Origin of the sequence: Arthrobacter pascens, assembly GCF_030815585.1 — a bacterium.
GTDB lineage: Bacteria > Actinomycetota > Actinomycetes > Actinomycetales > Micrococcaceae > Arthrobacter > Arthrobacter pascens_A.
The window spans coordinates 1,044,971-1,071,300 of the sequence record NZ_JAUSWY010000001.1; the positions used below are offsets into that span (position 1 = coordinate 1,044,971).

Genomic DNA, 26,330 nt, shown 5'->3' on the forward strand with positions numbered 1-26,330 from the left:
CCTAGAGCCAGCCCTTCTTCTTGAAGATGCCGTACATCAGCGCTGCCGTGCCGGCCATGAGGCCGATGGCCATCGGGTAGCCCAGGATCCAGTGAAGTTCGGGCATGTGGTCAAAGTTCATTCCATAGACCCCCGCAACAATGGATGGCGCAAAGAAAATCGCCGCCCACGAGGAGATCTTCTTGACCTGCTCGTTCTGTTCGGCACTGGCCTCGTTCTGCCGGTTGGCGGTCAGGGTTCCGTCAAGGGTAAGGGCATTCTGGAGCAGGTCCCGGAAGGAGTCCGCCCGGGAGATGACCCGCTCCACGTGGTCCTCCACGTCCCGCAGGCTGTGCTGCAGTTCGGTTTCCACGCCGTATTTCTCGAACCCCCGCTTGAGCTGCTGCATCATGCCAGGCAACGGGTGGATGGCGCGCTGGAACTGGATGACTTCGCGGGAGAGTTCGTAGATGCGGCGCGAGACCGTGCTGTCCCCGCTGAACAGCTGGTCTTCAATCTCGTCGATGTCGTTTTCAAGCCCTGCCACCACGGGCGCATAATCATCCACCACCCGGTCCAGGAGGGCGTAGAGCACGGCTTCAGGGCCGTGCCGGAGGAGGTCCGGGCGGGACTCCAGCCGGCGCCGGACCCTGGCGACTCCGGCCATTTCGGCATGGCGGATCGTGACAACAAAGTTTCTTCCGGTGAATACGTGGAGCTCCCCGAACTCCACTGTTTCAGTGGCATCGAGGTACCGGGCCGGTCTGAGCACAGTGAAAAGGTTGTCGTCGTAGCGCTCCAGCTTGGGCCGTTGGTGCGCGGAAATGGCGTCCTCCACCGCCAGCGCGTGGAGGCCGAATTCGCTGGCAACGGCGGCCATTTCGGCTTTCGTGGGCCGGTACAGCCCGATCCAGGCCATTCCCCCGTGTTGGGTCAGGGTCTCGAAGGTCTGCTCCAGGCTCTCGGGCTCAGCGCTGCGGACGCCGTCGACGTAGACCGCATTGTCAATGATGGTCACAGGCGGGCATTCTCCATCCGGGCGGACATGGGCCGCATGATCAGGACATGGCCCCGATGATCGCGCCCGCCACCGTCATGGCAACCAGGTCGTGGCCGGAGTCGATGAGCGTGACGGCGGCCGGGCGTCCTGCGAAGCCGTTGTGGATCACGTGGCCGCCGGCGCGGAACACGAGGGCCAGGACGAGGGCGAACCAGCCTCCGGCCACGGCGTTGTCCAGGCCGAGCTTGCTGATCAGGACGGCCAGCAGGATGGCGGTCAGGGCCGCTGCCACCATCATGGGCACCCAGATCCCTGGGCCGCCGCCGATGTTCTTGAGGTCTTCCTCCGTTTTGCCTATGGCGGCCATCCACCGGTTGCCCAGCACCGCGGGCATATACCAGACAAAGCCGATGGCCATGCTGGCGATGAAGGCCAGCAGCACGGCGAGCCAGTTGATCTGCGAAATATATGAGAGCCAGTCCATGCTCGAATCCTAGCCGTTCACCCGGGGCTGGAGGTGCCGGTGTGGTTAGTGCGGCCGTGTTGGCTGATTGCCCGCACCCTGCGCGAGGCGGCTGATCAGGGGTTCGGTCCGATACGGGATATGGGTGTGCAGGGCCAGAACGGTTTCCGTGCGGATGACACCCTTGATCCTCAGGACCTGGCGCAGGGCAGCCTGCAGGTTGTGCGTGTCAGTGGCCACCACCCGGCACCAGACGTCACCCCGGCCCGAGATCTCATGGACCTCCAGAACCTGGGGGAGGAGCCGAAGCGCACCCACCACGCCGTCCAGTTCACGGTGCGTCACTTCGATCGTCACAAAGGCGACGACGTCGTAGCCCACCGCCCCAAGGTCGATCTCCCTGCCGCCGTCGTGAAGTATTCCGGCCCGAAGCATGCGCCGCACGCGCGACTGCGCCGTGTTCCGCGCGATACCCAGTGATTCGCTGAGCTCACCAATCTGGACACGGGGATTGCGGATAAGTTCCAGCAGGATCTTCAGGTCGGTGGGGTCGAGGTTATTCAAACTGTCACTTTCAGTTATCAGGACCATCCAGGATTGATGATTTTGCTCAATTCTTCCATGAAGCGCCGCTGAATCAGGCAGAAGTGCCGCATTCTGGAGGTACCAATTTCCACCCCGGGGCCGCGTCCCATAAGGACATCCCGCCCCGGTATAAGTTAAGAGGCGCAAACATGACCGTCTTCAATGAGCTCCGTATGCGTCCGGCCACCGCTGCGCCATCGGGCTGGGATGCCTCCAATACCGCGCGCCTGGTGATGGCGGGATCTGTCATCTTCACCCTGCTCGTGGGTGCGAACCTGGCAACGCCCCTGTATCCGCTGCTGCAGGCAAACCTGGGACTCTCACCACTGGGCGTTACGGCCGCCTTCGCCAGTTACGTCCTGGCACTCGTCTCCACGCTGATGCTGGCTGGCCACTGGTCGGACCACATCGGCCGCCGGGCCGCCCTCATACTCGCAGTCATCGCAGGGTTGGCCGGAGGCGCGGTTTTCGCGCACGCGCAGAGCCTGGCGGCCCTTTCCGCAGGCCGTGCCCTGCAAGGCGTGGCGGTGGCGCTGGCCACCGGAGCGAGTGCTGCCGCGCTGCGTGAGTTGCTCCCGTCACGCCCGGATTGGGCCTCCCGCTTCACGTTGTTGGCCTCGGCCGGGGGTGTGGCGGCCGGTCCCGTCATCGGCGGAGCGCTGTCCATGCTGCCAGGGCCCACCACAGCGCCGTACTACGTGCATTCAATAGTCCTTGCGGGCCTGCTTGTACCGCTGTACCTGCTGCGGGCCCACCCTGCCATCCAGCTTCCGGCCGGAGCGCAGCCGATGAAGGTGCTGGCGCCGCGCCGGCCGTCGGTATCCACGGAGGCGAGGGGCGCCTTCTGGCTGGCGTCCGCCGTCGGTTTCCTCAGCTTTTCCGTCTTTGGTTTTTGCCTTTCCCTGGCGCCCGGCTACTTTGCCCAGATCGTGCATGTCGATTCCCGCCCGCTGACCGGTGCCCTTGCCGGACTGACGCTTGGCGCCTCAGCCCTGAGCCAGTTGCTGACAGTGCGGGGCCGCTATGTGGTTCCGGCGGGCCTTGCCGTCCTGGGCGTGTCGGTGCTGCTTTTGGCGGCAGCGGGAGCCTGGAGCAGTCCGCTGTTGCTGGTTTCCGCCAGCATCTCGGCGGGTCTGGGTCAGGGGGTTGCGTTCCGCAGCGTCTTCAACGATGTGGCCAACAAGGTGGAGTCCTCGCGCCACGCCCAGATCATCAGCACCGTGTACGTCATCACCTACCTGGGCAGTGCCGTGCCGGTGGCTGGTTTGGGATGGGCGACGGCGGCCTTCGGGCTGCAGGCGTCGGTCGCCGGCTTTGTGCTGCTCTGCAGCGCCGCGGCCCTGGTGCTCGCCGCCGTAACCCTGCGTAGTGCGGTGCTGCCGGGCGGCCCGCGGCGGGCCCGGCGCTCCTAGTCCGGGAGTGGCCCGTGGTTTCCCTGGATATGGTCGAAGACGAGTGTTGTCTCCGTGTGTCCTACCACGGGGTCCGTTGCCAGGTTGTCCAACACCCAGTCCCTCAGGTCTTCGGTGCTGGCCACTGCGATGTGCAGCAGGTAGTCAACGGAGCCTGAGGTGTGGAAGGTGGAGAGCACCGCCGGAAGATGCGGAACGCGGGCAGTAAAGCGGTCGATCTGGTCCCGGTCGTGGGCCCTGAGCCGGACGGCCACCAGCGCCTGCACGGACCTACCGATCGCCGAGAGGCTGAGCTTGGCTTCGAATCCCTGGACAATTCCACGCTCGGACAGCGCGCGGGTCCGCATCAGGGCCGTTGACGGGGCGATGCCCACAAGTTCAGCCAGTTGCTTGTTAGAGATCCGGGCGTCGGCCACCAGCGCGGCGAGAAGCCGCTCATCGATGGCATCCAGCGGTTCAAGGTGTGTCCCCGGCCGGATGTTCTTCGCATTGCTGCTCATGGAATCTCCTCAAAGTTTGCTGAGTTCATCCTAGACGTCCGTTTCCGGCCAAACACCGGTGGTTCCCGGCATCCGTCGAATTATCACCGGAGGTCCGGCCGCTTTGGCGCTGGATAGTTCAACCTCGGGCGGCAGCCATGCCCTGCCGCCTTTGGGTGGCGGAGGACTCACTCCGGCCGTCCGTCCGCGGATGGACGACGGCGATGGTCACCGCCGTGATACACGCCAGGATCATCACGGTGATGGCCAGCGCCGTCCAGCCCAGGGATTGGAAAACCAGGCCGCCGGCCCACCCGATAACGCTTGATCCCAGATAGTAGGCCAGGTTGTAGAGCGACGCCGCCTGGGCCCGGCCAGTGGTTGCGATACTCCCTGTCCAGCCGGCACCAATGCTGTGGGCAGCGAAGAAGCCGCCTGTGAACACCACGAGGCCCGCCAGGATCAGGGCGAGCAGCTGCGTCAGCGTCAGCGCCAACCCCATCACCATCAGGAGGACTCCCGCCAGCAGGACATTCCTTCGGCCAAAGCGCAACGTCAGACCGGCTGCCCAGCGGGAGGAGATTGTTCCGGACAGGTAGGCGAGGAAGATCAGGCTGATCAGGGTGGCGGGCAAGCTGAAAGGCTCACCGGACAGCCGGAAGCCAAGGTAGTTGTAGACGGCCACAAAGCCGCCCATCATCAGGAAGGCCTGCACGTAGAGCGCCAGCAGCCTGGGTGTCCGCACATGTCCGGTGAGGGTCCTGACGGCACCGCGCAGTCCGGCGGCCTTGGCAGGGGTGAACCCCCGCGCCTTCGGAACCAGTGCCAGGAAAAGAACAGCGGCGATCGTTGCCAGCAGGGAAACAGCCAGGGCAGCGGCCCGCCAGCCCCACAGCTCGCCTGCCGGCCCGGCCACCAGCCGCCCCGCGAGGCCGCCCAATGTGGTGCCAGCAACATAGCTGCCAGCAGCGAGGGCGGCATGAGCCTTGTTGACTTCCTCATTGAGGTAGGCGATGGCGATGGCCGGGATGCCGCCCAGGGCCATTCCCTCCAGCAGCCGCAGGCCCAGGAGAACGCCGAAGCTGCTGGCGAGGGGCACCAGGAGGCCCAGGACAGTAGCGGCTGATATTCCCAGCGTCATGGCCCTGACCCGCCCGATCCGGTCTGCGAGGAAGGACCATGGAATGACGGTGACGGCGAGGCCGACGGTGGCCAGCGAGATGGTCAGTGCCGCTTCGCTTGCGGTGATCTGCAGGTCGGTGGCCATGATGGGGAGCACGGCCTGGGTGGAGTAAAGCTGGGCAAACGTTGCCACTCCTGCGAAGGCCAGGCCGGCAAGGATCTTTCCGTAGGCCGCGGAGCCTTTGGAATGTCCGTCCCAGGGATGCTGTGTTCTTACTTGGCTGCCGGGTTCCGGGAGATTCGTTGGCATGGTGCCAGCGTAGATGCCACGGATGTATGCTTCCAATGCATGCTTCGTGCCTGACTGATGTCAAATATGGAACGATCACGTTTGGAGGGTGAGCCAAGTGGACGCCGACCATAAGCAGCTGGTCCAACTGCTGCCCCTGTTGCCTTTGCTTGCCGAATTGGGCCGCACGCAGCACGTCACCGAAACGGCGGAGCTTCTTGGGGTACCGCAGTCCACCGTGAGCAGGGCACTGTCCCGGGCCAGCGCCGTCGTGGGTACCGAACTGCTCATCAAGGAGGGAAGGGGAGTGCGCCTCACCGCCGCTGCCAAGACGCTGCTTCCCTACATCGAGTCGGCCCTCACAGAATTCCAGGCGGGGCTGGACCTGGTCCGGCACGAGTCTGACGTGGTGCGGGGCAAAATATCCGTCTCCTTCCAGCACACGTTCGGCGAAGCCACGCTGCCCCTGCTCATCAGCGCATTCCGGAGCCGCTACCCCGGGGCCGGCTTCACACTCAGCCAGGGATCACGGGACGGCTGCCTGGCCGAGCTGGCGTCGGGCCAGGCGGACCTGGCGCTCACAGCCCCGGTCCCGGCTGCGGGCAGCGCTATCTCGTCAGCGGCCCTCTACCGCGAACCCCTCCGCCTGGTGGTGCATCACGGGCACCCCTTGGCAGGGAAGAGCAGCGCCCGGCTCCAGGACATCCGGCGGGACCCCTTCGTGGCGCTCGGTCCCGGCTATGGCATGCGTTCCCTGACCGATGTGCTGTTCCGTGAGGCAGGTTTCCGGCCCAGGATTGCCTTTGAAAGCCAGGACTCGCATACCGTCCGCGGCCTCGTCTCCGCGGGACTGGGTGTCAGCATCCTGCCGTCCGGGGGGAGCCCGCCGGGGCGCCACGTCAGTCCTGAGACGGGGAACCTGGGGTGGGTTGAACTCGCACTCGAGTCCAGCCTTGCCTACCGGGAGATCGGGCTGTCCTGGCGCCGGCGCAAACCAGGCCCCGATGCTGAGCCCGATCCGGTCCGGCTTTTCCGGGAGATGGTCCTCGAGGAAGGCCCTCAGCTGCTCGCCGGCCTGGTCAGGGCACGTTCACTGGGCCGCTGAAACATAGCGGCGGCGGTGCGTGCTTCCGGGAGCGCTTCAGTAGGCTGGTGACGTGACTAACACCGAGCATCCCCAGGCATCCTCCACCGGGAACGTCCCCGCCGGAAATGTGTCCGCCGTCAAACAAGGCCGGCTGGCAGGAACCATCATCGGCCTGGATATTGGCGGCACTAAGACCCGCGGAGTCCGGTTTGAGGATGGCATCGTCGTGGCGGACGAGTCGGCTGGCAGCTCCAACGTCCAGAACGTCAGCCGCGAGGACGCCGCCTTCAATCTTGCTGGGCTGTTCGCACGGATTGCGCCGATCGGCGGCGGGGAGGTCGCCCAGGTCTATGCCGGTGCCGGCGGTATAGATACCGACGACGATGCTGCCGCCCTTGCCGCTCTGATCCAGCCACATGTGCCCGGCGCAAGGATCACCGTGGTCCACGATTCCCGCCTGTTGCTGGCCGCCGGACGCGCCAGCACCGGCGTCGCCGTGATCGCAGGAACCGGGTCCGCGGCCTGGGGCAAAAACGCCGCCGGCGAAGAAGCCAGGGCAGGCGGTTGGGGCTACCTGCTGGGTGACGAGGGGAGCGGCTACTGGCTGGGGCGGGAAGCGGTCCGCCACAGCCTTCGCAGGATGAACCAGGGGCTCGCGGCCGACCAGCTCACCGCAGCGCTGCTGGAATCCTGCGGCGTGGACCACCCGAACCGGCTCATTGCGCTGTTCCATTCCCCTGACACCGGGCGTCGCTTCTGGGCCCAGCATGCACGCCTGGTGGTGGAGGCGGCCGCGGCGGGCCACACGGTGAGCCAGGACTTGCTCGACCAGGCGGGCAGTGACCTTGCCGGGCTGGCAGCGCAGGCGCTCCGGAAGCTAGGCCTCGATGGCCCTGTGATTCTGGGTGGAGGCCTCGGAATGAACGTGGCCCCGCTCCAGGACACCTTCCGGAAGCACCTTGCCACCGCGGGGGTTACCGACGTCCGGGTCCTGGACCAGGAACCGGTGTTCGGCGTTCTGCAGCTGGTGTCGGATCAGGGCCGGTAGGACCACTTCCGCGGTGTCAGCTTGACCGCAGGCAACGGGGGAGCGGAATTCGGCCGGACCAGGCGGCGGACCAACGGATGCAGGGAGTATGCCCATCCACTGGAGTAGGTTGGCGATAGTATGACTCCGGCCAGAGTCTTCAAACCGGCTATGGACGGAAGATTGAACGTCCGCCTGTATGAGCGCGAGAGAGCGATGGAGTGAAGTTCATGTTGGTGTCCACTGCAGAACCGCTGGAGGTGACGTGATGCGGAAATCAGCGTGTGCCGGATTGGCAGTAGTCACTTTGTTGGTCTCAGCCGCGTGCACCGTGGCTCCTGTGGAGACACCCACCGGCACCAGCTCAAGTGTTCAGGCTATAACCGTGGGCAGTCCAACCCCTGATTCTTCGATCGCTCCGGAAAGCCAGATCGTCGCAGAGATTTATACAGGCGCATTGACGGCGGCCGGCGTCCCGGCAGTAACCAAGCCGGACAGCGGTACGCGCGACATCTATTTGACGGCGCTCCAGGACGGCTCTGTTGATGTGGTGCCGGATTATTCCGGCAGCCTGCTCTCGCACGCGGATCCTGGGTCGTCCGAGGTTTCGGCCGACGACATCTATAAGGCACTGACGGACAAGCTCCCTGAGGGACTCGCGGTCCTGGAAGCGTCCAAGGCCGAGTCAAAGGACGCCATGGTGGTCACCAAGGCCACGGCCGAAAAATACCAGCTGAAGTCCATCGAGGATTTGGCCAAAGTCTGCAAAGACGTGGCCATGGCAGCACCGGCTACCTTCGAAACACGGCCGGACGGCGTTCCCGGGCTCAAGGCAAGCTACGGCTGTGAATTCAAGGCCTTGAAGCCCTTCAACGACGGCGGCGGCAACCAGACGCTGCTGGCGCTGCTCACTGACGATGTGCAGGTGGCGGATATCTCCACCAGCACACCGTCCATCTCGGACAACGATCTGGTGGTGCTCGAGGATCCCAAGAACAACTTCAAAGCGCAGCAGGTCCTGCCCGTCTACAACAAGGCAAGAATGTCCGACAAGGCGAAGGAAGCACTCAATGCCGTCTCCCGGATCCTGACCACGGACGACCTCGTGAACCTCAACCGGGCGGCCAGCGGCAGCCAGAAGCAGAACGCCAAGGACGCTGCCACGGCTTGGCTTAAAGACAAGGGAATCGTTAAGTAACCGCTGACGGCGCGGTTCCTCCCTGTGTCTGATGTCTCAATGGAAGTCCATCCTTCCTATGGCATATTTGATAAATGGCAGAATTCAAGCAGTCCACCAAGCTTCACAACGTCCTATACGACATCCGTGGACCGATTCTTCAGGCCGCCCAGCAGATGGAGGCGGAGGGTCACAGGATCCTAAAACTGAACATCGGTAACCCGGCCCCGTTCGGATTCGAAGCGCCGGACGCGATTCTGGTGGATATGATCCGCCACCTGCCCCACGCCCAGGGATACAGCGACTCCCGCGGGATTTTCTCGGCACGCACTGCAGTGTCGCAGTACTATCAGACCCGCGGGATCCAGAACATCCATGTGGATGACATTTACCTGGGCAACGGCGTCAGTGAGCTCATCACCATGTCCCTCATGGCCTTGCTGAACGACGGCGACGAGGTCCTTATCCCCACTCCTGACTACCCGCTGTGGACGGCTTCCGTTGCCCTGGCCAGCGGGCGGCCCGTGCACTACCTCTGTGACGAGGAGTCAGGTTGGCAGCCGGACCTGGAAGACCTGGAAGCCAAGATCACGCCCCGCACCAAGGGGATCGTGGTGATCAACCCGAACAATCCAACGGGTGCTGTCTACCCGGAGGAGACGCTGACGAAGATTGTGGCGCTCGCCGAGAAGCACGGGCTGGTGCTGTTCGCTGACGAAATTTACGAAAAAATCCTCTACGAAGACGCCGTCCACGTTAATCTGGCAGCGTTGACCGGCGACGACGTCCTCTGCCTCACGTTCAGCGGACTCTCGAAGGCCTACCGGGTCTGCGGCTACCGTGCCGGCTGGATGGCTATTTCCGGCCCAAAGAAGGATGCCTCGGATTACCTGGAGGGCATCAGTCTGCTTGCCAACATGCGTCTCTGCGCCAACGTGCCTGCCCAGCACGCCATTCAGACGGCGCTGGGTGGCTACCAAAGCATCAACGACCTTATCCTCCCCGGCGGGCGGCTGCTGGAACAGCGCAACAAGGCCTATGACATGCTCAACGCCATTCCCGGCGTGAGCACTCAGCAGGCCAGGGGTGCCCTCTACCTGTTCCCGCGGCTGGACCCCGAGGTCTTCCACATCCGGGATGACGAGAAATTTGTGCTGGATCTGCTCAAAGAGGAGAAGATCCTCGTCTCCCACGGCCGTGCCTTCAACTGGGTGCGCCCGGACCACTTCCGGATGGTCACGCTGCCCAACGTCAAGGACATCGAAGAGGCAATCGGGCGCATGGGGGACTTCCTAAGCAGGTATCAGGGGAACTAGCCTGTGGGCACGGGCCTGCCGGCCCGTGCAACTTCGGACAAAGGATCCCCATGGCCGGCGTGGTTGAGTTCAAGCAGCACCCTTCCGAGACGCTGAAGGCCGGAAACAGATTTGTCCTGGCGGACGTCGACCCTGACTCCACCCCCGGCTACAGCGGCAACAAGGCCGACGGCAAGGCACTCCTGGCTGACCTTGACGGCAAGCTGGGGGAGCTGCAGGAAAAACTGTTCGCGGAGTCCCGTTTCGGCGGGACCAAGCGGATCCTCCTGATCCTGCAGGCAATGGACACAGCTGGCAAGGGCGGCATCGTCAATCACGTGATGGCCACTATGGATCCGCAGGGCGTCCAGTTCAAGGCATTCAAGGCTCCCACAGAAGAGGAAAAGTCCTATGACTTCCTCTGGCGGATCGAGAAGGAGGTACCGGCGGCCGGAATGGTCGGCGTCTTTGACCGCTCCCACTATGAGGACGTCCTGATCCATCGAGTCCACAGTTGGGCCACGCCAGAGGAATTGAAGCGCCGGTACGTTGCAATCAACGAATTCGAAGAGCGGCTGACCGAGTCGGGGACGAAGATCGTCAAGGTCATGCTCTACATCAGCAGGGATGAGCAGAAGGCGCGGCTCCTGGCGCGGCTGGACAATCCGGCCAAGCACTGGAAGTACAGCCGCGGTGACCTGGATGAGCGCGCTTTCTGGGACGACTACATGGCGGCCTACCAGGCTGCCATTGACGTGACCAACAGTGACATTGCCCCGTGGCATGTGGTGCCGGCCAACAAAAAGTGGTTTGCCCGGATCGCCGTTCAACAACTGGTGCTCGGCGCATTCTCGGAGCTCAAACTCGAGTGGCCAAAGGCCGATTTCGACGTCGCCGTGGAGCGAGAGATCGTCGAAAGGTCCTGAGCCCCGTTAAAGCGGCTGGTCGCGGGCGGCGGCGAGCCGCTTACGGGCGCCCTCGAGCCACTCCTCACAGCGCTTGGCAAGGGCTTCGCCGCGTTCCCACAAGACCAGGGATTCCTCCAGGCTGGCGCCTCCCGCCTCAAGCTTGCCCACCACACCCACGAGTTGCTCGCGGGCTTCCTCATAACTCAATGCTTCGATGCCGGAATCAGGTTTTGTCTCAGCCATGTGCGTCTCCTTGTTGGATCTTGCCGGTGGATGTAGCGCCAAAACGGCCATGGGCTACGCGGACCGCCAATGCGGTGCCCGCGGGTGCCTCGGACGGGTCCCGGACCACTGAGTGGCTGGCGGGGTCGTCCGCGCTGGTCAGCTGGCCGCGGGAGAGCTCAACCACTGCATAGCCGCGATCCAGTGTCTTTTGCGGTGAAAGAGCCCGGACCTGGGCCTGCAGATGAACCAGCTGGTCGGCTGCCCGAACCACAATCGAACTGACCGCTGCGGATGACCTGCGCAGCAGCCGCTCAACTTCTTCGGAGCGGAGGGTGATCATCCCCTCGGGAGCGGCCAGCACCGGCCGGGAGTGCAGCGAGGCCAAGCGGTCGGCCTCCCTGTCGACCAGACGGCCGATGCAGCGGCGCAGCTGGTGCCTTGCTTGGAGGACGCCAGCCAGTTCTTCCGCGACGTCCGGTACGATCCGTTTGGCGGCGTCGGTAGGCGTGGAGGCCCGGAGGTCGGCCACGTCGTCGAGGAGGGGCCTGTCGGCTTCGTGCCCGATGGCACTGACCACTGGAGTGGCCGCGGCCGCAACAGCCCGGATCAGCTCCTCGCTGTTGAAAGGCAGAAGGTCTTCCAGAGCGCCACCGCCGCGCGCAATGACGATTACATCCACGTCCTGGCGTCCGTCCAGTTCCCGCAGGGCGCGCATGATCTGTGACACCGCCGTGTTGCCTTGGACGGCGACTTCACGGATCTCGAATTCGACTGCCGGCCAGCGGAGAGCTGAGTTGCGGAGGATGTCTTTCTTGGCATCGGAGTCACGCCCGGTGATGAGGCCAATGCGGTGTGGGAGCAGTGGCAGCGGCTTCTTGCGTGATTCCGCAAAGAGGCCTTCCGCGGCGAGGGCCTGGCGCAGCCTTTCGATACGCGCCAGGAGGTCGCCCAGACCCACGGGCCGGATGTCCCGCACTTGCATGTTCAGGCGGCCGGTTTTCAGCCAAAACTCAGGTTTCAGCAATGCAACCACACGGGAGCCCCGCTCCAGTGGCATGTCCTGACGGTCAAGGACCTTGGACCAGACGGAAGCCGGCAAGGAAACTTCCGCGTCCACGTCCCTCAGCGTCAGGTAGGCGTTGGTGCCGCGCCGGTTGAATTCAATGACCTGGCCCTCGACCCACGCGGACGGCGTCCGGTCGATGTGGGCCTTCAGCTTTTGGGACAGCAGCTGCAGAGGCCAGGGATTGTCCGGGGTGGTCTCGGCGGCTGTGGCCGGCAGCGTGGTGGCCGCAGTGCCCGGCAGGGCTGCCTGGTCAGACATGCACACGCCCCGGTGAAGCTGTGGCTGGCTGCATGTGCGTTCCTTTGTCTGGTTGTTGCTGTTCTGGCTGTCTTACTGTTCGGCTTTTACTGTGCGGCGACCGTCATTCAACCTTATCCATAACCAATACCACCGTAGGCTGACATTCTTTGGCCGTGCAGCCCCCATAGGATGGCAATACCGCCGACAATAATTAAGGATCTGCTGTGCGCACTTTTGTTTCTGCCGTTGCCGTCATCCTGGGCGTCCTCTTGGCTGCCGTGGCTGTCCCGGCGATCTGGCTCGACCGCAACATCGTGCAGGAGGACGGCTTTGTGTCGCTGGCCTCTCCTCTGGGCAAGGATGAAGCGTTCCAGCAGCGGCTGGCGGGCGCTGCCGTGGGCACCATTGATACCGGCGCCATCCCGGAGGCACTGGCGGGCCTGGTTCAGCCGGTACTGGACGCGGCAGCCGGTTCCATGACGCGGCTGCCAGGCTACCCGGCCGCCTGGGAAGAGACGCTCCGGAAGAGCCACAGGCTCAGCTTCGCGGACCCGCGCAACCTGCCGCCGGAGGTGGTTTCCACCACGTCACTCACCCTGGACGTGGCACCCCTTGTGGCATTGGGCACGGAGGAAATATCCAAGGCCACCGGTCTGCCGCTGGATCCACCGGGCCAGACGCTGATCAACATCGGGCAGTCGAACCAGCGTCAGCTGATCGAACGGGTTTCTGCATACGCCCCCCTGGGCTACCTCCTGGCCGTCGGCGTGGTCATCGCACTGTTGCTGGCGTTGGTTGTTGCACGCCGCCGCTGGGCTGTGATTTTCAATTTGGGTGTTGCTGCCCTGTTGCTGGCTGGCCTGTGGACCGCAGGATCGCAGTTGGCCGCCGACGCCGTGCTGGGCGCGGCGAGCGGTAACGAGGTCGCGGATATGTTCAAGAACGAGTTCGTCGCCGCGGCCTCCAACAGCTTCCAGGAATGGACCCTGGCCTCGGCCATTGCCGGTGGCGCGCTTCTGGTGGTCGGCCTTGTGATCCGCATCGCCTCGCCGGGGCGCCGGCCGGTAACCCGGTAGCATGGAGAAATGACCTCCTCAGCTGTTTCCCTCTCGATGCCAACCGTCCCGCGCAGGCGGCGTTCGCCTGAGGAAGTATCCGCGGCGGCGGCGGTATCCGGTCCCAAGAAGGTCCTGCTGGCGGCTCCCCGCGGGTATTGTGCCGGCGTCGACAGGGCAGTGATTGCTGTCGAAAAAGCCCTGGAGCATTATGGCCCGCCGGTGTACGTCCGGAAACAGATCGTGCACAACGTCCACGTCGTCAGCTCGCTGGAGGAGCAGGGCGCCATTTTCGTCGACGAAACCGACGAGGTCCCCGAGGGGGCGCTGGTGATCTTCTCCGCTCACGGCGTATCGCCTGCCGTTGTCCAATCGGCCGAGGACCGTGGGCTGCGCACCATTGACGCGACCTGCCCCCTGGTGACCAAGGTGCATAAGGAAGCCGTGCGGTTCGCCAAAGACGACTTCGACATCCTGCTCATCGGCCACGACGGTCATGAAGAAGTTGAAGGAACGGCCGGCGAAGCCCCCGAACACATTCAGATCATCAACGGGCCCCACGAAGTGGATAACGTCACCGTCCGGGATCCCGAGAAGGTCATCTGGCTTTCCCAGACCACCCTGAGCGTGGACGAAACCATGGAAACAGTTCGGCTCTTGAAAGAGCGGTTCCCCACGCTGCAGGATCCACCCAGCGATGACATCTGCTACGCAACCACCAACCGGCAAGTGGCCATCAAGAAGATCTCGCCCCACGCCGATCTGGTCATTGTGGTGGGGTCAGCCAACTCGTCGAACTCCGTGCGTCTGGTGGAAGTTGCCTTGGAATACGGCGCCAAGGCCTCGTACCGCGTGGACTTTGCCAACGAGGTGGACGAGGCCTGGTTTGAAGGCGTCGCAACTGTGGGTGTCACGTCAGGGGCATCCGTTCCGGAGGTGCTGGTCAAGGACGTGCTGCGGCTCTTGGCTGACTATGGCTACGGCTCTGTCGAAGAAATTGTCACGGCGGAAGAGGACCTTCTCTTCTCGCTGCCCAAGGAGCTTCGGGCAACCCTTAAAGAGGCAGGCGACGTCAGCCGTGCCCTCGGCGGACGCCGCTCCCGCGAGTAGCCCCAGCGTTCAGGCAGCAGTTTCGCTGTGCTGAAGCTCCGGTGCAGCCACTGAACGCGGTGTAACCTCCAACGCGGCCGGCGTCAGCAGGCCTGACTCGTCCAAGGCGTTGAGTTTCCGCGCCGTCGGCAGCACGCGCGCCTCGAGAGTACCGATCATCGAGTTGTACCGGTCCACCGAGGACTTCAGGGACGAACCCAGCTTGCTCACGTTCTCGCCCAGGGTCCCCATGCGCTCATACAGCTGCCGGGCAAGGTCGAACAGCTCCCGGGCACTGTCCGTCAGCACATCCTGCCGCCAGGTGAAGGCCACGGATTTGAGCACGGCCAGCAGCGTACTCGGCGACGCCAGCACCACGTTCCTGGATAACGCATGGTCCAGCAGCGTCGCATCCGCCATCAGGGCCGCCGCCAGAATCGATTCGGCGGGGAGGAAACAAATCACCAGCTCGGGGGAGTTGCCAGGAATATCCCAGTACTTCTTGGTGCTGAGGGCGTCCACATGGGCGCGGAGTGCTTTGGCGTGGGCGGCCAGCAGGGTCTGCTGGGACCCGTGATTCGGCCCCGCATTCGTCCCTGAACCTGCGCCACGACCCAGCTCTTGGGCCCCGAGTTCCTGGGCTTCGAGGTACGAGGACAAAGGCACCTTCGCGTCCACCACCAGCTGCTTTTCCCCGGGCAGCTGCACCACCAGGTCGGGGCGTACAGCCGAACCGCCCCCGGCGCTGTGGACCTGCTCGAGGAAATCCACGTGCCGCAGCATTCCTGAGGCCTCAACCACGCGGCGCAGCTGGACTTCGCCCCATTGCCCACGGGCGCTGTTGGAGCGCAGCGCCGATTCGAGGGCGTGGGTGGACCGGATCAGCTGCTCATCGGACAGCCGGGCCTCCTGGAGCTGCTGGGCAAGCTGCCCGTACTGCTCCAGCCTGTCGCGCTCCAGCAGCGCGACCTGCTGCTGGACCGCCGTGAGTTTTTCGGCGACCGGCGCCAGCGCCCTGAGCACACTCCCGTCCTGGCTGCGGGACTCACCCAGCTCCCGGTTCTGGACGGAGAGGAGGCGCCGCTCGGCGTCCGCGGCCGCGAACTGTGCACTGACCTCGGAGAGGCGGGATGACACGGCGTCGAAATCCTCTTCCAGCGCGTGATTGCGCCTGCGCAAGGAAAGATAGGTTGCCGCGGCGCCTGCGAGGGCACCGAGCAGCAGTGTAAACAGGGCAAGAATCAGGGTGAAAGCATCCATATCCTCACTGTGGCATGCCCCTGTGACAATTTTCGGACGCGACATTTTCCGGAAGCGCCGGCGTCGCCCGCTCGCACCCGCTGGGACGTTCACGGCCCGCTACGGGTAGAATCAATGCTCGTGGCTCTAACTATTGGCATCGTCGGACTGCCCAACGTCGGCAAATCAACTCTCTTCAACGCACTGACCCGCAACCAGGTGCTGGCAGCGAACTATCCGTTCGCTACCATCGAGCCCAATATCGGAGTCGTGAACCTTCCTGATCCCCGGCTGAAGCAGCTTGCGGAGATCTTCGGCTCGCAGCGCCTGCTGCCTGCCCCCGTATCCTTCGTGGACATCGCCGGCATCGTCAAGGGCGCCTCGGAAGGTGAAGGCCTGGGCAACAAGTTCCTCGCCAACATCCGCGAGGCCGAGGCGATCGCCCAGGTTGTCCGCGTGTTCGATGACCCCGATGTCATCCACGTGGACGGCAAGGTGGATCCCCGCTCGGATATGGAGACGATCAACACCGAGCTGATCCTGGCTGACCTTCAGACCATCGAAAATGCCATTCCCCGGATCGAAAAAGAAGTCAAGATCAAGAAGCGGGAAGCCGCCGAACTGGCCGCTATCAAGACGGCCCAGGCTGTGCTGGAACGCGGCGACACCATCTTCGCCTCAATCAAGAGCGACAGACTGGAGATGGAGCACCTCAAGGAGCTCAGCCTCCTGACCGCCAAACCCTTCATCTACGTCTTCAACGCCGACGAAGGCATTCTGGGCAGTCCGGAAAAGCAGGATGAACTGCGGGCCATGGTTGCCCCTGCGGACGCCATCTTCCTCGACGCCAAGCTCGAATCGGACCTCGTGGAGCTGGACGAGGAAGAAGCACGCGAAATGCTGGAGATGAACGGCCAGGACGAGTCCGGCCTTGACCAGCTGGCACGCGTCGGATTCCACACGCTGGGGCTGCAGACCTATCTCACCGCCGGGCCCAAGGAGACACGCGCCTGGACCATCCATCGGGGCGACACAGCGCCGCAGGCGGCAGGGGTCATCCACACTGACTTCCAGCTCGGGTTCATCAAGGCCGAGGTAGTGTCCTTCCACGACCTCATTGATGCCGGGTCCATGGCGGAGGCCAAGTCCCGCGGCAAAGTCCGCATCGAAGGCAAGGAGTACGTTATGGCCGACGGCGACGTGGTTGAATTTAGATTCAATGTGTAATCGAGTTCCGCTTCAATGTGAGCAAGTAGTCGAGCGAATTGTCGGTTAGCCCCGACGGGCGACATCTTGGCTCAGAATATTAGGCCAGGTTTCGACATCTCCCGGGGTACGGGCGACCGTCAGCGTTGCTTGCGGGAGCAGTGCGGCAAGGGATTCCGCGGTTGACAGCGGGTGGCCCGGATCATCGACCCACGCCAAGATTGTCGTCGGTACGTCGATTCGCGCGACGGCCTCTGGAGCAGGCAGATCGCTGAGTGCCGCGCCTCGAAACAACGACGGCAATAGGGCGTCGGCGACGTCGGGCACCGTATCCTGCGCACCAATTGTGGCCGGCGGCGGTGTTGCTCCGCGCGTGGTGGCGAGGAATGCCTCGACACCAACAGATTCGATAAGCGCCGCGGCAACCCTGTAGTTCGCAGCCTGTGCAGCTCGGGTTTCCCACGCGGTGGGTGGCACCATGACCGTGAGCCCAGTAAAGCGGTCTGGCTCGCGGGAAGCGGCGTTCAAGAGTGTGCCGGTACCCATAGAGGGACCAACTCCGTGGACACGTTCGCCTGGGAACCAGTGATCGAGCAGTCGCAGAAGGTCGTCGGCGAGGCTTTGCCATTGATAGTCCTCGGGGACCTTCCGCCCCGTTGACAGGCCATGGCCGCGTGCGTCGTACCGCAGCAGTCGTGTTCCACTAAGCCCTCGACCGAGGTCGAGGTTGAGCACCCGATCGCGCGCGCGGCTTGAGGTAAGGCCATGCAGTTGGACTACTGGGTGTCCACCTTCGTCGCTCAAAGCAACCGCAAGCTCGGCTCCGGGAACCTCGAAAGTGGGCATCAGGCTCCTTATTTCGTGACTGATCGCGTAACCTCGAGCGGCCGCGTTGAGCATTCAGGCTATCTGGGACGATAGGCTACTGCCATGCGGCTGACCAACGTCTCGCACCTGCGCCTACCGTTCGGACGACTTTGGGGCTACGACGTCAGTGTGTCTGCGCTCGACCGGCGTCTTCCAGTGTCCTTTGACCAGCGGCTCCATGTGGGGGCAGGCGACCGCCCCGGCTCCTGGATGGCATTGTCTTTTCGGCTGCCTACACCAACTCGTCGTGAGTCAATTGCCGATGCCTGGCTGGCTGTCGTCGCCCGTCATGGCACACTGCGAACGGCATTCGTGCCCGGTGCGGATGGTGATCCGGAGCTTCACGAAATTGACATTGGTCCGGGAACCTGGGTCGAGCATCAGGTATCTCCTGGTCAGGCCGTCAATGACGCAGTGCGGGACATTCTCGATGCCGCATGTTCGCCATACCAACAGCCCTCACACCGGCTGTGCGTATTGGAGACTGCTGCTGGACTCACCGTCGTGATTGCGGCCGACCACGCCCACGTCGATATGTGGTCGATGCTGGTGATCGCGCGCGACCTGCTGTCGGCGCTCGATGCTGGGAGGGCGGGCTGTGAATCACTGCCCGGGCCAGCGCCGGCATTTGTTGAACACACGCAAGCACTGCTGGATCGGAATGCGGCGCCGGACCACGTGCGTCACCGATGGGAAGACATCATCGGGGACAGCGGCGGCGTGATGCCGCAATTCCCGCTGCCCCTGGGTGCGCCTGATCCGCAGCGCGAGCGTGTAGAAGTGCGCGATGTGTTCGATTTCGACGACGGTGCCGCATTTGCTGTGCAGGCCCGCAACGACGGTGTCTCGACGCTCGCACTCGCTGTTGTTGCGATGACAGCGGTGACCCGCGAGTTGGCGGGAACCCCGCTGCGAGCCGTTTTTCCCGTGCACAGCCGCTTCGACGGCAAATGGCATGACTCAGTCGGCTGGTTCATTACTAATTCGGTACTTGAGTCGGCGGTCGCCGAGCCGCGCGCTGCAGCGGCCGCGGTAAAAGAGGCTGTGCAGCTTGGCTCGTGGCCGCTCGCGGACGTGCTGGCTCCATGGGGCGGCATGCCCGTAGCTCCTGGTATGTTCGCGATCTCCTGGCTGGACCTGCGCAGACTGCCGGTGCGAATCGACTCCGTCGGACTCGACGCCCATTATGTGAGCGCGACAATCGACACCGACAGCGTCATGCTTTGGTTCATCCTGGACGAATCCGGTCTGCATTTGAGATGCCGTTATCCCGACACCGTTGAGGCTCGAGCCAACGTCGGCGGATGGCTTGATCTGCTGGTCGCTCGTTTGCAGGCAGATGCGCGATCCTCGGTTCGAGGACTGCTGCGGGTGGCGGGCCGGACCTTCAGGCTGGAACGGGCGGGTCGCGATGATGTTGAGGCCATCGCCGCGCTGCTGTCTGATGATCAGTTCGGTCCAGATCGTGAGTGCGTAGAGCTCGAACGATACGAGGCGGCCTACAACGTGGTTGTTCGCGACAGTTCCAACTATCTGGGAGTTGTCCGCAATGGTGCCGATCGCATCGTTGCCACGATGCAATTGACCGTCATTCCAGGTCTTTCCCGGGGTGGTTCTTCCCGACTACAGATCGAGGGACTGCGAGTTGCAGCCGCGGAACGCTCACGTGGTTTGGGCACGGCCATGCTTGAGTGGGCACACAATTTTGGGCGTGCGCGTGGGGCGCAACTGGCACAGGTGACCACCGACGAAGCACGGGAACGGGCTCGAGCCTTCTACACCCGACTCGGATATCGGACTGCCCACGTCGGGCTGAAACGGCGCATATAGGCACCTTCTCTGCGCGTCGTTGGTGAGTTTCGAGTACCACAGGTCCAGCCCTACGACTCGGGGCAGCTCGTGGTCCTCAGCTCAGCACGCGGGCGGTCACGCCGGGCAGTCCGTTGAACCGCGGATTCTGTTCTTCGGCCTGGTTTAGTCAGCTTCCTTCGGATGCACTACGAGCTGTCGCCCTGTCCGCGTTCGGCACCCACGTGGCCACGGCCTCAGTCGGACCTGCCTCTTGCATCGCGTGCCTAAAGGTCAAGACGTACCTTCCGCCAGGAAGATCCATCGGGAACTCCGGTGTTTCCCGAAGGTCGGACTGTCCATCTTTGTCTCCACCTGCGTATGTCACGTTCAGCTTCATAGCCGCAACCGTAGAACACTAATAGACCTTTTGAAAGACCCCCGCTGGACCCCTTCAGCTGAGTACCAGCGAAGCTGTAGGGATCCAATCGACAGGTTTTGTTGACTAACTGAACCGTGGCTGGCCCGCCTGTATGCGACTTGCAGGGCCTTGGGAAATGTTGTGCCCCCTAGTACATAACCACGGCTACTCGGAACCGTCAGCGGTTCGGGCGTCAGGCGACAACGGTAGCTCCATAAATTCATACAACTCCCGCCACGCGTTATCCAAACGCATCTCAGCTAACACGATCTCTTCCTTGCCGGCATCGTCACCGCTCTGCCGTAACTCATAGAGCTCGTTGTACAACGCATCAACCCTGTCCAAGCGCTTCTTGAATTCCATGTCAGCCATCGCAAAAGACTAACCGAACGGCAGCGGACCAGACAGGGTCGGCGAGCTCAGACCCTGGCCCACCCATCCGACGCCCTCTACGACCGGCTAGCCCGCGGGGTCTTTGTGTTCTGCGTGCGCACCATACGCCGTATCCTTACTAGTGGACTTAGGACGTGATCCTGGCGACTCCAGGGGGACCCCTCATGCAGAGGGAACACAAAAGGAGACGGCATGCCTCTCAGGCGCCTGATTCACATGATCACCGGGGCGCTTGTTGCAGCCCTGTTTCTCTCCGGCTGCTCAAGCAGCGGGGGAACGGCTCCGGTGGCGCTCGGCGAGGTAAAGAGCGGCGGAAACGCAACGGTGGCTGAAGTCAACGCGCTGTCCTCCTTCAACCCGTTCAGCACGGACGGAAATACGGACATCAACACCAAAGTCGGCTACATTACCCACTCCGGGTTCTACTACGTGGATGATTCTGCCAAGGTGGTCCGGAACGAGAAGTTCGGCCGCTATGAAAAGGTCTCTGACCAGCCACTGAAGGTGAAGTATACGGTCAACGAAGGCGTCAAATGGTCCGACGGCGAAGCGATCGATGCAGGTGACCTGCTGCTGGCGTGGGCAGCCGAGTCCGGTTACTTTGACGATGCGGACGCAGTTGCCGGCACCGGGAACAAATACTTCGCGGTAGCGTCCGACACCACCGGCCTCGCAACCACGGGTTTTCCTGAACTCGGCGATGACGGCCGTTCGATAACCCTGGAGTACGCAACGCCATACGCTGACTGGGAAGTGGCATTCGACGTCGGACTTCCCGCCCATGTCGTAGCGGCGAAAAGCGGCCTGAACGATGAGGAAGACCTCATTGGACTGCTGAAGGACTCACCCAAGGGCGACCGCGAAAAGCCCGCGCTTAACTCCGACCTGAAGAGGGTCAGCGATTTCTGGAACTCGGGATTCGATTCCAAGACGCTGCCTGATGATCCGGCGATCTACTTGTCGAGCGGACCGTACATCGTCAGGGATATCGTTCCCGAGGTCTCCGTGAGGCTGGTCAGGAACCGGGACTACGTGTGGGGACCGGAACCCCATTTGGACGAAATCACCATCCAGTTCACGGGGGCGGTCCAGACGGCAGTAGACGCGCTCCGGAATGGACAGGCGGACGTTATCTCGCCTCAGCCCTCGGCCGGCTCTGAGAATCTGTTCAGCGGGCTGGAGAGCCAGGGCGCCACTGTCGAGCGGTACAGCCAGTCGGGGTACGACCACCTCGACCTGGACTTCTCGGGTCCCTTTGCCGAAGAGAGCGTCCGCAAAGCGTTCCTCAAGGCCGTCCCGCGGCAGGAAATCGTGGACGAGATTGTGGGTGGCCTGATACCGGACGCAAAGCCCCTGAACTCCCATGTATTCCTTCCGTCGCAGCCAAAGTACGAGGATACGGTAAAGAACAACGGGTCGGCCGAGTATTCGGGGGTGGATATCGACGGCGCCAAGTCGCTCCTGGACGGAGCCACCCCGACCATCCGGATCCTGTACAACCGGGACAACCCCAACCGTGCCCAGGCCTTTACCCTGATCCGTGAATCTGCTGGCCTCGCCGGCTTCCAAGTAGTTGATGCCGGACTGGGCAACGCCGACTGGGCGAAGGCGCTTGGCGGCGGCGACTACGACGCGGCAATCCTCGGCTGGATCAGCACCGGAGTCGGAGTCAGCCGCGTCCCGCAGATTTTCCGGACAGGCGCAGGCAGCAACTTCAACGGCTTTTCCGACGGCGACGCCGACAGGGTGATGGATCAGCTGGCCACGACCACCGACCTCGCCAAGCAGGACGAACTGATGGCGGAGATCGACAAACGGGTGTGGGAAAGCGCCTATGGACTGCCGCTGTACCAAACCACGGGCACGACGGCCGTCAGCGGCCGGATCGCGGGGGTGAAATCCAGTCCCGGGCCCCTGGGGGTCTGGTGGAACGTGTGGGACTGGAACATGAAGTAGGCGCGTTTCTGCCTCGATCAACGGGGTTGTGGGATGGGAAGCCGGCTGATTCGCCGCCGGGCCTACCGGCGAGTAACATGTGACCTGCGCTACGGCCTCTTGCCGGCTTGGCTCCTGATCCTTGACCGGTCACGGTTTGGCAACGGAGTACCAGCATTTGGACTTTGTGCGGTTAGGCTACTCGTATATGTAGGCTGCGTCACAGTTTGAGACTGTGCGGGCCTGCGGGGAAGCCAAAGATTTCCCCTGAATCATCTCCCACAACTCATAGGAGGCGGAATGCGTTTGACGCGCACTTCCAAAGCACTGGGCATCGTGGCAATCGCCGCACTCGCCCTCACCGGCTGCGGCGCTGGAGGCGGCAGCAATGACGGTGGAGGCCAAGCGACCGGCGATCCCAATAAGATCATCACCGCGTACAGCAATGAACCGCAGCATCCGCTGCTGCCGGCTAACACCAACGAAGTGTATGGCGGCCGCGTTGTCGAGCTGCTGTTCGAAGGTCTGCGGGCTTACGACCCCGACGGCAAGCCAGTAAACGCCCTTGCCGAATCGATCGAAACGACTGATTCCCAGAACTGGACCATCAAGGTCAAGCAGGGCCAGAAGTTCACGAACGGCGAAGAGATCACCGCGAAGACCTTTGTGGATTCCTGGAACTTCGCCGCGAACTCCGAGAACCTCCAGAACAACGGATTCTTCTTCGAGTCCATTGCCGGGTACGAGGAGGTTTCGGCTGTAACCACCGAGACGTCCGCAGATGGTAAGACCACCACCACTCCTGCCCCCACCGCGGAAACCATGTCAGGCCTTGAGGCCAAGGACGACTCCACCATCACGGTCAAACTGGCCCAGCCTGAGGCCGACTGGTCGCTGCGCCTCGGATACTCCGCATTCTTCCCGCTCCCCTCGGCAGCCCTGGCGGATCCGAAGGCCTTCGGTGAGAACCCGGTGGGCAACGGCCCGTACAAGATGGCAAAAGAAGGCGCCTGGGTTCACGACCAGTCCATCTCGCTCGTGAAGAACCCGGACTACAGCGGTCCCCGCGAGTCGCAGAACGGAGGCGTGACCTTCAAGTTCTACACAGACCCGGGCCCCGCTTACACCGACCTTCAGTCGGACAACCTGGACGTCACCGATGTGCTGCCGTCGAATGCGCTGAAGACGTACATCTCGGATTTCCCCGACCGTAACGCCACCAAGCCCGTTGCTACCAACTCCACGCTGAACATTCCGGGTTACAACCCGAACTTCCAGGGCGAGGCAGGCAAACTCCGCCGCCAGGCACTGTCCTACGCGATCAACCGCGAGGAAATCTGCAAGGTGATTTTCAGCGGAACCCGGACGCCGGCCAAAGCCTACGCGCCGCCAGTGATCGACGGCTTCAAGGAAGGCCTCAAGGGGAGCGAAACCTTGACGTTTGACGCCGCCAAGGCCAAGGACCTGTGGGCCCAGGCCGAGGCGATCCAGCCCTATGACAATTCCAAGCCGCTCCAGATTGCCTCAAACACTGACGGTGGAAACAAGGAATGGATCGACGCCGTTGCCAACGGCTTCAAGAACAACCTGGGCATCCAGGCTGAAATCCAGCCCTTCGCCAAGTTCGCGGAAGTATTGGACCTGCGTAAGTCCCAGTCACTTCCTGGCCTCAGCCGGGCCGGCTGGCAGGGCGACTACCCGTCGCTCTATAACTTCCTCGGACCTGTCTGGGCAACCGGCGCGTCCTCCAACTACGAGAAGTACTCGAACCCTGAGTTCGACCAGCTGCTCAAGGAGGGCCTGGCTGCCAAGACCACCGAAGAAGCCAACGGCAAGTTCAACGCCGCGCAGGAGATCCTTTTCGAGGACCTGCCCGGCTTGGCACTCTGGGATCAGGCAAAGCCGATTGTGTGGAGCAACAACGTTGTGAAGGCCGAAACCGGCTGGAACGGCGGCATCCGCTACTTCGACATCACGGCCAAGTAGTCCCCAGGATCTAACTTGCCGCCAGGCGCATGGGGGTCCGGTTTTCACGGCCGGGCCCCCATTTGCCTGCACGGCAGGAAGGCACAAATGAAACACATTTCTTCCATTCCGGAAGGCCGGTGATCCTGTGGTCCGCTTTATTCTGCGTCGCCTCCTTCAAGTGATTCCGGTTTTCCTCGGCACCACGCTCCTGGTCTATTACATGGTGTTCGCCCTTCCGGGCGACCCGATTGCTGCGCTCTTCGGCGACCGCCAGCCCCCACAGGCCGTGATCGACACGCTCCGCAGCCAGTACCACCTGGATGAACCCTTCTGGGTCCAGTACGGTCTTTTCCTCAAGAACCTATTCACCTTCAATCTGGGGAATGACTTCACCGGGCAGCCCATTGCAGCCTCCTTGGCCCGGATCTTTCCGGTGACCGCAATGCTCGCCGTCGAAGCGCTCGTTATCGAGGCGGTTTTCGGAATCGCCTTCGGCGTTTTCGCTGGCCTGCGCCGTGGCAAGTGGTTTGACTCCACGGTTCTGGTTGCCTCCCTCGTAGTCATCGCCGTCCCGACCTTCGTTCTCGGCTTCGTCTTCCAGTTGGTGTTCGGAGTCCAGTTGGGGTGGGCGAAACCAACGGTCGGCGCAACTGCTGACTGGGGGAACCTGCTGCTGCCGGCCACTGTCCTGGGGCTGGTGTCCTTTGCCTATGTGCTCCGCCTGACTCGGGCATCGGTCAGCGAGAGCATGACGGCCGACTACGTGCGGACAGCCACGGCCAAGGGCCTTTCCCGGCCGCGCGTGGTGATGACGCACATCCTGCGCAACTCGCTCATTCCGGTAGTGACGTTCCTGGGTGCAGACCTTGGCGGCCTGATGGGCGGTGCCATCGTCACAGAAGGCATCTTCAACGTTCCTGGCGTAGGGAACAAGCTCTACCAGGCCACTCTGCGAAGTGAGGGCCCAACTGTTGTTGCCATCGTGAGCGTGCTGGTGCTGGTCTTTGTAGTGGCCAACCTGCTTGTTGATCTCCTGTACGCCTGGCTGGACCCGAGGATTCGCTATGACCAGTAAAACCAATCATTTCGTAGCACCCGTCGAAGAGACCCCGCTTCTTGCGACAGACGCCCTGAAGACCGACGAAGCACCGCTGAGCCTTTGGGCGGATGCCTGGCGCAAACTTCGCCGCCGTCCCTTGTTCATTATTTCGTCGCTGCTGATTCTGGCATTGATTGTCATCGCGTTGTTCCCCGGCCTGATTTCGACCGTGCCGCCCAACGATGACTGTCAACTGGCGAACTCGGAAGCCGGCCCCACCGCCGGGAATCCGTTCGGCTTCACCTTCCAAGGCTGCGACATCTATTCGCGCGTGGTCCACGGCACGCAGGCCTCGCTGTCCGTAGGTGTGTTGTCCGTGCTCTGCGTCCTGATCATTGGGGTGACCCTCGGCGCGCTCGCGGGCTATTACGGCGGCTGGGTGGACGCGGTCCTCGCGCGGCTTGGTGACATTTTCTTCGCATTGCCCCTGATCCTGGGTGCGCTGGTCATCACCCAGCTACCAGCGTTGCGCGACAACAAGAGTGTCTGGACAGTGGTCATGGTCATCTCCCTGTTGGCCTGGCCACAGATGGCCCGTATTACCCGGGGCGCCGTGATAGAGGTGCGGAACGCGGACTTTGTCACGGCTGCCCGTGCTCTGGGCGTCTCGAAATTTGGGGCCTTGGTCAGGCATGTCCTCCCCAACGCCTTGGCCCCCATCATTGTGCTCGCAACCTTGAACCTGGGCATATTCATCGTGGCTGAGGCCACGCTGTCATTCCTTGGCATCGGGTTACCGCCCAGCATCATGTCTTGGGGTAATGACATCGCGGGCGCACAGGCATCGATTCGGACCCACCCGGAAATCCTGCTTTATCCCGCGGCAGCACTTTCCATCACGGTCCTGAGCTTCATCATGCTCGGCGATGCAGTGCGTGATGCCCTTGATCCGAAGAGCCGTCAGCGATGAGGGAAA

The 26,330-nt window shown here is 62.9% G+C and carries 24 protein-coding genes; 14 read left to right on the forward strand and 10 right to left on the reverse strand.

Annotated features, from left to right (window positions below):
- Position 1: 1 nt before the first annotated feature.
- From corA to QFZ30_RS04960, 3 genes are read right to left on the reverse strand one after another with little or no spacing between them, the layout of a single operon-like run.
- On the reverse strand, positions 2-997 hold the full coding sequence (gene corA / locus QFZ30_RS04950) for a magnesium/cobalt transporter CorA (RefSeq protein ID WP_307074023.1): 996 nt from the start codon (positions 995-997) through the stop codon (positions 2-4).
- A gap of 40 nt (positions 998-1,037) precedes the next feature.
- The gene (locus QFZ30_RS04955; RefSeq protein ID WP_307074025.1) at positions 1,038-1,463 is read right to left on the reverse strand and encodes a DUF1761 domain-containing protein; all 426 of its coding nucleotides are present in this window, start codon (positions 1,461-1,463) and stop codon (positions 1,038-1,040) included.
- A 45-nt stretch (positions 1,464-1,508) separates the two neighbouring features.
- Positions 1,509-2,006 (reverse strand): Lrp/AsnC family transcriptional regulator, encoded by a 498-nt coding sequence (locus QFZ30_RS04960; protein WP_307074027.1) that lies wholly within the window; start codon positions 2,004-2,006, stop codon positions 1,509-1,511.
- A 170-nt stretch (positions 2,007-2,176) separates the two neighbouring features.
- On the opposite strand from QFZ30_RS04960, the gene QFZ30_RS04965 reads away from it, so the two are divergent.
- The gene (locus tag QFZ30_RS04965; RefSeq protein ID WP_307074029.1) at positions 2,177-3,439 is read left to right on the forward strand and encodes an MFS transporter; all 1,263 of its coding nucleotides are present in this window, start codon (positions 2,177-2,179) and stop codon (positions 3,437-3,439) included.
- On the opposite strand, the gene QFZ30_RS04970 is transcribed toward QFZ30_RS04965, so the two are convergent.
- Complete coding sequence (locus tag QFZ30_RS04970; RefSeq protein WP_307074031.1) at positions 3,436-3,939, reverse strand: Lrp/AsnC family transcriptional regulator; 504 nt, start codon at positions 3,937-3,939, stop codon at positions 3,436-3,438. The genes QFZ30_RS04965 and QFZ30_RS04970 overlap by 4 nt on opposite strands.
- Positions 3,940-4,057: 118 nt before the next feature.
- On the reverse strand, positions 4,058-5,350 hold the full coding sequence (locus QFZ30_RS04975) for an MFS transporter (protein WP_307074033.1): 1,293 nt from the start codon (positions 5,348-5,350) through the stop codon (positions 4,058-4,060).
- A 97-nt stretch (positions 5,351-5,447) separates the two neighbouring features.
- On the opposite strand from QFZ30_RS04975, the gene QFZ30_RS04980 reads away from it, so the two are divergent.
- From QFZ30_RS04980 to QFZ30_RS05000, 5 genes are all read left to right on the forward strand, one after another.
- Positions 5,448-6,434: a LysR substrate-binding domain-containing protein gene (locus tag QFZ30_RS04980; protein ID WP_307074035.1), complete on the forward strand. Its 987-nt coding sequence runs from the start codon at positions 5,448-5,450 to the stop codon at positions 6,432-6,434.
- 52 nt (positions 6,435-6,486) lie between these two features.
- On the forward strand, positions 6,487-7,464 hold the full coding sequence (locus QFZ30_RS04985) for an N-acetylglucosamine kinase (RefSeq protein WP_373462812.1): 978 nt from the start codon (positions 6,487-6,489) through the stop codon (positions 7,462-7,464).
- 247 nt (positions 7,465-7,711) lie between these two features.
- Complete coding sequence (locus QFZ30_RS04990) at positions 7,712-8,641, forward strand: ABC transporter substrate-binding protein (RefSeq protein ID WP_307080052.1); 930 nt, start codon at positions 7,712-7,714, stop codon at positions 8,639-8,641.
- Between the two features lie 74 nt (positions 8,642-8,715).
- Positions 8,716-9,936, forward strand: a complete 1,221-nt coding sequence (locus QFZ30_RS04995; RefSeq protein ID WP_307074037.1) for a pyridoxal phosphate-dependent aminotransferase — start codon at positions 8,716-8,718, stop codon at positions 9,934-9,936.
- A 50-nt stretch (positions 9,937-9,986) separates the two neighbouring features.
- Positions 9,987-10,841: a polyphosphate kinase 2 family protein gene (locus QFZ30_RS05000; RefSeq protein ID WP_307074039.1), complete on the forward strand. Its 855-nt coding sequence runs from the start codon at positions 9,987-9,989 to the stop codon at positions 10,839-10,841.
- A gap of 6 nt (positions 10,842-10,847) precedes the next feature.
- On the opposite strand, the gene QFZ30_RS05005 is transcribed toward QFZ30_RS05000, so the two are convergent.
- Both QFZ30_RS05005 and xseA read right to left on the reverse strand, forming a co-directional pair.
- Entirely contained in the window at positions 10,848-11,066 is a 219-nt protein-coding gene (locus QFZ30_RS05005) for an exodeoxyribonuclease VII small subunit (RefSeq protein WP_307074041.1), read from the reverse strand.
- The gene (gene xseA, locus QFZ30_RS05010) at positions 11,059-12,372 is read right to left on the reverse strand and encodes an exodeoxyribonuclease VII large subunit (RefSeq protein ID WP_307074043.1); all 1,314 of its coding nucleotides are present in this window, start codon (positions 12,370-12,372) and stop codon (positions 11,059-11,061) included. The genes QFZ30_RS05005 and xseA overlap by 8 nt, the downstream gene beginning before the upstream one ends.
- A gap of 206 nt (positions 12,373-12,578) precedes the next feature.
- On the opposite strand from xseA, the gene QFZ30_RS05015 reads away from it, so the two are divergent.
- Positions 12,579-13,430: a hypothetical protein gene (locus tag QFZ30_RS05015; protein ID WP_307074045.1), complete on the forward strand. Its 852-nt coding sequence runs from the start codon at positions 12,579-12,581 to the stop codon at positions 13,428-13,430.
- A gap of 9 nt (positions 13,431-13,439) precedes the next feature.
- Positions 13,440-14,519: a 4-hydroxy-3-methylbut-2-enyl diphosphate reductase gene (locus QFZ30_RS05020; protein WP_307074047.1), complete on the forward strand. Its 1,080-nt coding sequence runs from the start codon at positions 13,440-13,442 to the stop codon at positions 14,517-14,519.
- Positions 14,520-14,528: 9 nt separating this feature from the next.
- Here QFZ30_RS05020 and QFZ30_RS05025 read toward each other — a convergent pair whose 3' ends face one another.
- Complete coding sequence (locus tag QFZ30_RS05025; RefSeq protein WP_307074049.1) at positions 14,529-15,758, reverse strand: DNA recombination protein RmuC; 1,230 nt, start codon at positions 15,756-15,758, stop codon at positions 14,529-14,531.
- Positions 15,759-15,878: 120 nt separating this feature from the next.
- Here QFZ30_RS05025 and ychF point away from each other — a divergent pair, with 120 nt between their 5' ends.
- Positions 15,879-16,964: a redox-regulated ATPase YchF gene (ychF, locus tag QFZ30_RS05030; RefSeq protein WP_307074050.1), complete on the forward strand. Its 1,086-nt coding sequence runs from the start codon at positions 15,879-15,881 to the stop codon at positions 16,962-16,964.
- Positions 16,965-17,009: 45 nt separating this feature from the next.
- On the opposite strand, the gene QFZ30_RS05035 is transcribed toward ychF, so the two are convergent.
- Positions 17,010-17,789, reverse strand: coding sequence for an alpha/beta fold hydrolase (locus tag QFZ30_RS05035; RefSeq protein WP_307074052.1), 780 nt, complete (start codon positions 17,787-17,789; stop codon positions 17,010-17,012).
- Positions 17,790-17,873: 84 nt separating this feature from the next.
- On the opposite strand from QFZ30_RS05035, the gene QFZ30_RS05040 reads away from it, so the two are divergent.
- Positions 17,874-19,640, forward strand: coding sequence for a GNAT family N-acetyltransferase (locus QFZ30_RS05040; RefSeq protein WP_307074053.1), 1,767 nt, complete (start codon positions 17,874-17,876; stop codon positions 19,638-19,640).
- A gap of 544 nt (positions 19,641-20,184) precedes the next feature.
- Here the strand turns inward: QFZ30_RS05040 and QFZ30_RS05045 are convergent.
- Positions 20,185-20,391 (reverse strand): hypothetical protein, encoded by a 207-nt coding sequence (locus QFZ30_RS05045; protein WP_307074055.1) that lies wholly within the window; start codon positions 20,389-20,391, stop codon positions 20,185-20,187.
- A 213-nt stretch (positions 20,392-20,604) separates the two neighbouring features.
- On the opposite strand from QFZ30_RS05045, the gene QFZ30_RS05050 reads away from it, so the two are divergent.
- The 4 genes from QFZ30_RS05050 to QFZ30_RS05065 all read left to right on the forward strand — a co-directional run bounded on the left by QFZ30_RS05050 (position 20,605) and on the right by QFZ30_RS05065 (position 26,324).
- Entirely contained in the window at positions 20,605-22,368 is a 1,764-nt protein-coding gene (locus tag QFZ30_RS05050; RefSeq protein WP_307074057.1) for an ABC transporter family substrate-binding protein, read from the forward strand.
- Positions 22,369-22,647: 279 nt separating this feature from the next.
- Complete coding sequence (locus tag QFZ30_RS05055; RefSeq protein ID WP_307074059.1) at positions 22,648-24,333, forward strand: peptide ABC transporter substrate-binding protein; 1,686 nt, start codon at positions 22,648-22,650, stop codon at positions 24,331-24,333.
- 127 nt (positions 24,334-24,460) lie between these two features.
- Positions 24,461-25,390, forward strand: coding sequence for an ABC transporter permease (locus tag QFZ30_RS05060; protein WP_307074061.1), 930 nt, complete (start codon positions 24,461-24,463; stop codon positions 25,388-25,390).
- Complete coding sequence (locus QFZ30_RS05065; RefSeq protein WP_307074063.1) at positions 25,380-26,324, forward strand: ABC transporter permease; 945 nt, start codon at positions 25,380-25,382, stop codon at positions 26,322-26,324. Before QFZ30_RS05060 ends, QFZ30_RS05065 begins: the two co-directional genes overlap by 11 nt.
- Positions 26,325-26,330: the final 6 nt, after the last annotated feature.

Bases quoted from the DNA above. Each gene is read 5' to 3' on its own strand.
- QFZ30_RS04965 (WP_307074029.1), top strand. From the start codon at position 2,177: ATGACCGTCTTCAATGAGCTCCGTATGCGTCCGGCCACCGCTGCGCCA.
- QFZ30_RS05035 (WP_307074052.1), bottom strand. From the start codon at position 17,789: ATGCCCACTTTCGAGGTTCCCGGAGCCGAGCTTGCGGTTGCTTTGAGC.
- QFZ30_RS04995 (WP_307074037.1), top strand. From the start codon at position 8,716: ATGGCAGAATTCAAGCAGTCCACCAAGCTTCACAACGTCCTATACGAC.
- QFZ30_RS05045 (WP_307074055.1), bottom strand. From the start codon at position 20,391: ATGGCTGACATGGAATTCAAGAAGCGCTTGGACAGGGTTGATGCGTTG.
- QFZ30_RS05000 (WP_307074039.1), top strand. From the start codon at position 9,987: ATGGCCGGCGTGGTTGAGTTCAAGCAGCACCCTTCCGAGACGCTGAAG.
- QFZ30_RS05025 (WP_307074049.1), bottom strand. From the start codon at position 15,758: ATGGATGCTTTCACCCTGATTCTTGCCCTGTTTACACTGCTGCTCGGT.
- QFZ30_RS04975 (WP_307074033.1), bottom strand. From the start codon at position 5,350: ATGCCAACGAATCTCCCGGAACCCGGCAGCCAAGTAAGAACACAGCAT.
- QFZ30_RS05065 (WP_307074063.1), top strand. From the start codon at position 25,380: ATGACCAGTAAAACCAATCATTTCGTAGCACCCGTCGAAGAGACCCCG.
- QFZ30_RS05055 (WP_307074059.1), top strand. From the start codon at position 22,648: ATGCGTTTGACGCGCACTTCCAAAGCACTGGGCATCGTGGCAATCGCC.
- xseA (WP_307074043.1), bottom strand. From the start codon at position 12,372: ATGTCTGACCAGGCAGCCCTGCCGGGCACTGCGGCCACCACGCTGCCG.
- QFZ30_RS05040 (WP_307074053.1), top strand. From the start codon at position 17,874: ATGCGGCTGACCAACGTCTCGCACCTGCGCCTACCGTTCGGACGACTT.
- QFZ30_RS05020 (WP_307074047.1), top strand. From the start codon at position 13,440: ATGACCTCCTCAGCTGTTTCCCTCTCGATGCCAACCGTCCCGCGCAGG.
- QFZ30_RS05050 (WP_307074057.1), top strand. From the start codon at position 20,605: ATGCCTCTCAGGCGCCTGATTCACATGATCACCGGGGCGCTTGTTGCA.
- QFZ30_RS04970 (WP_307074031.1), bottom strand. From the start codon at position 3,939: ATGAGCAGCAATGCGAAGAACATCCGGCCGGGGACACACCTTGAACCG.
- QFZ30_RS04955 (WP_307074025.1), bottom strand. From the start codon at position 1,463: ATGGACTGGCTCTCATATATTTCGCAGATCAACTGGCTCGCCGTGCTG.
- QFZ30_RS04990 (WP_307080052.1), top strand. From the start codon at position 7,712: ATGCGGAAATCAGCGTGTGCCGGATTGGCAGTAGTCACTTTGTTGGTC.
- QFZ30_RS05005 (WP_307074041.1), bottom strand. From the start codon at position 11,066: ATGGCTGAGACAAAACCTGATTCCGGCATCGAAGCATTGAGTTATGAG.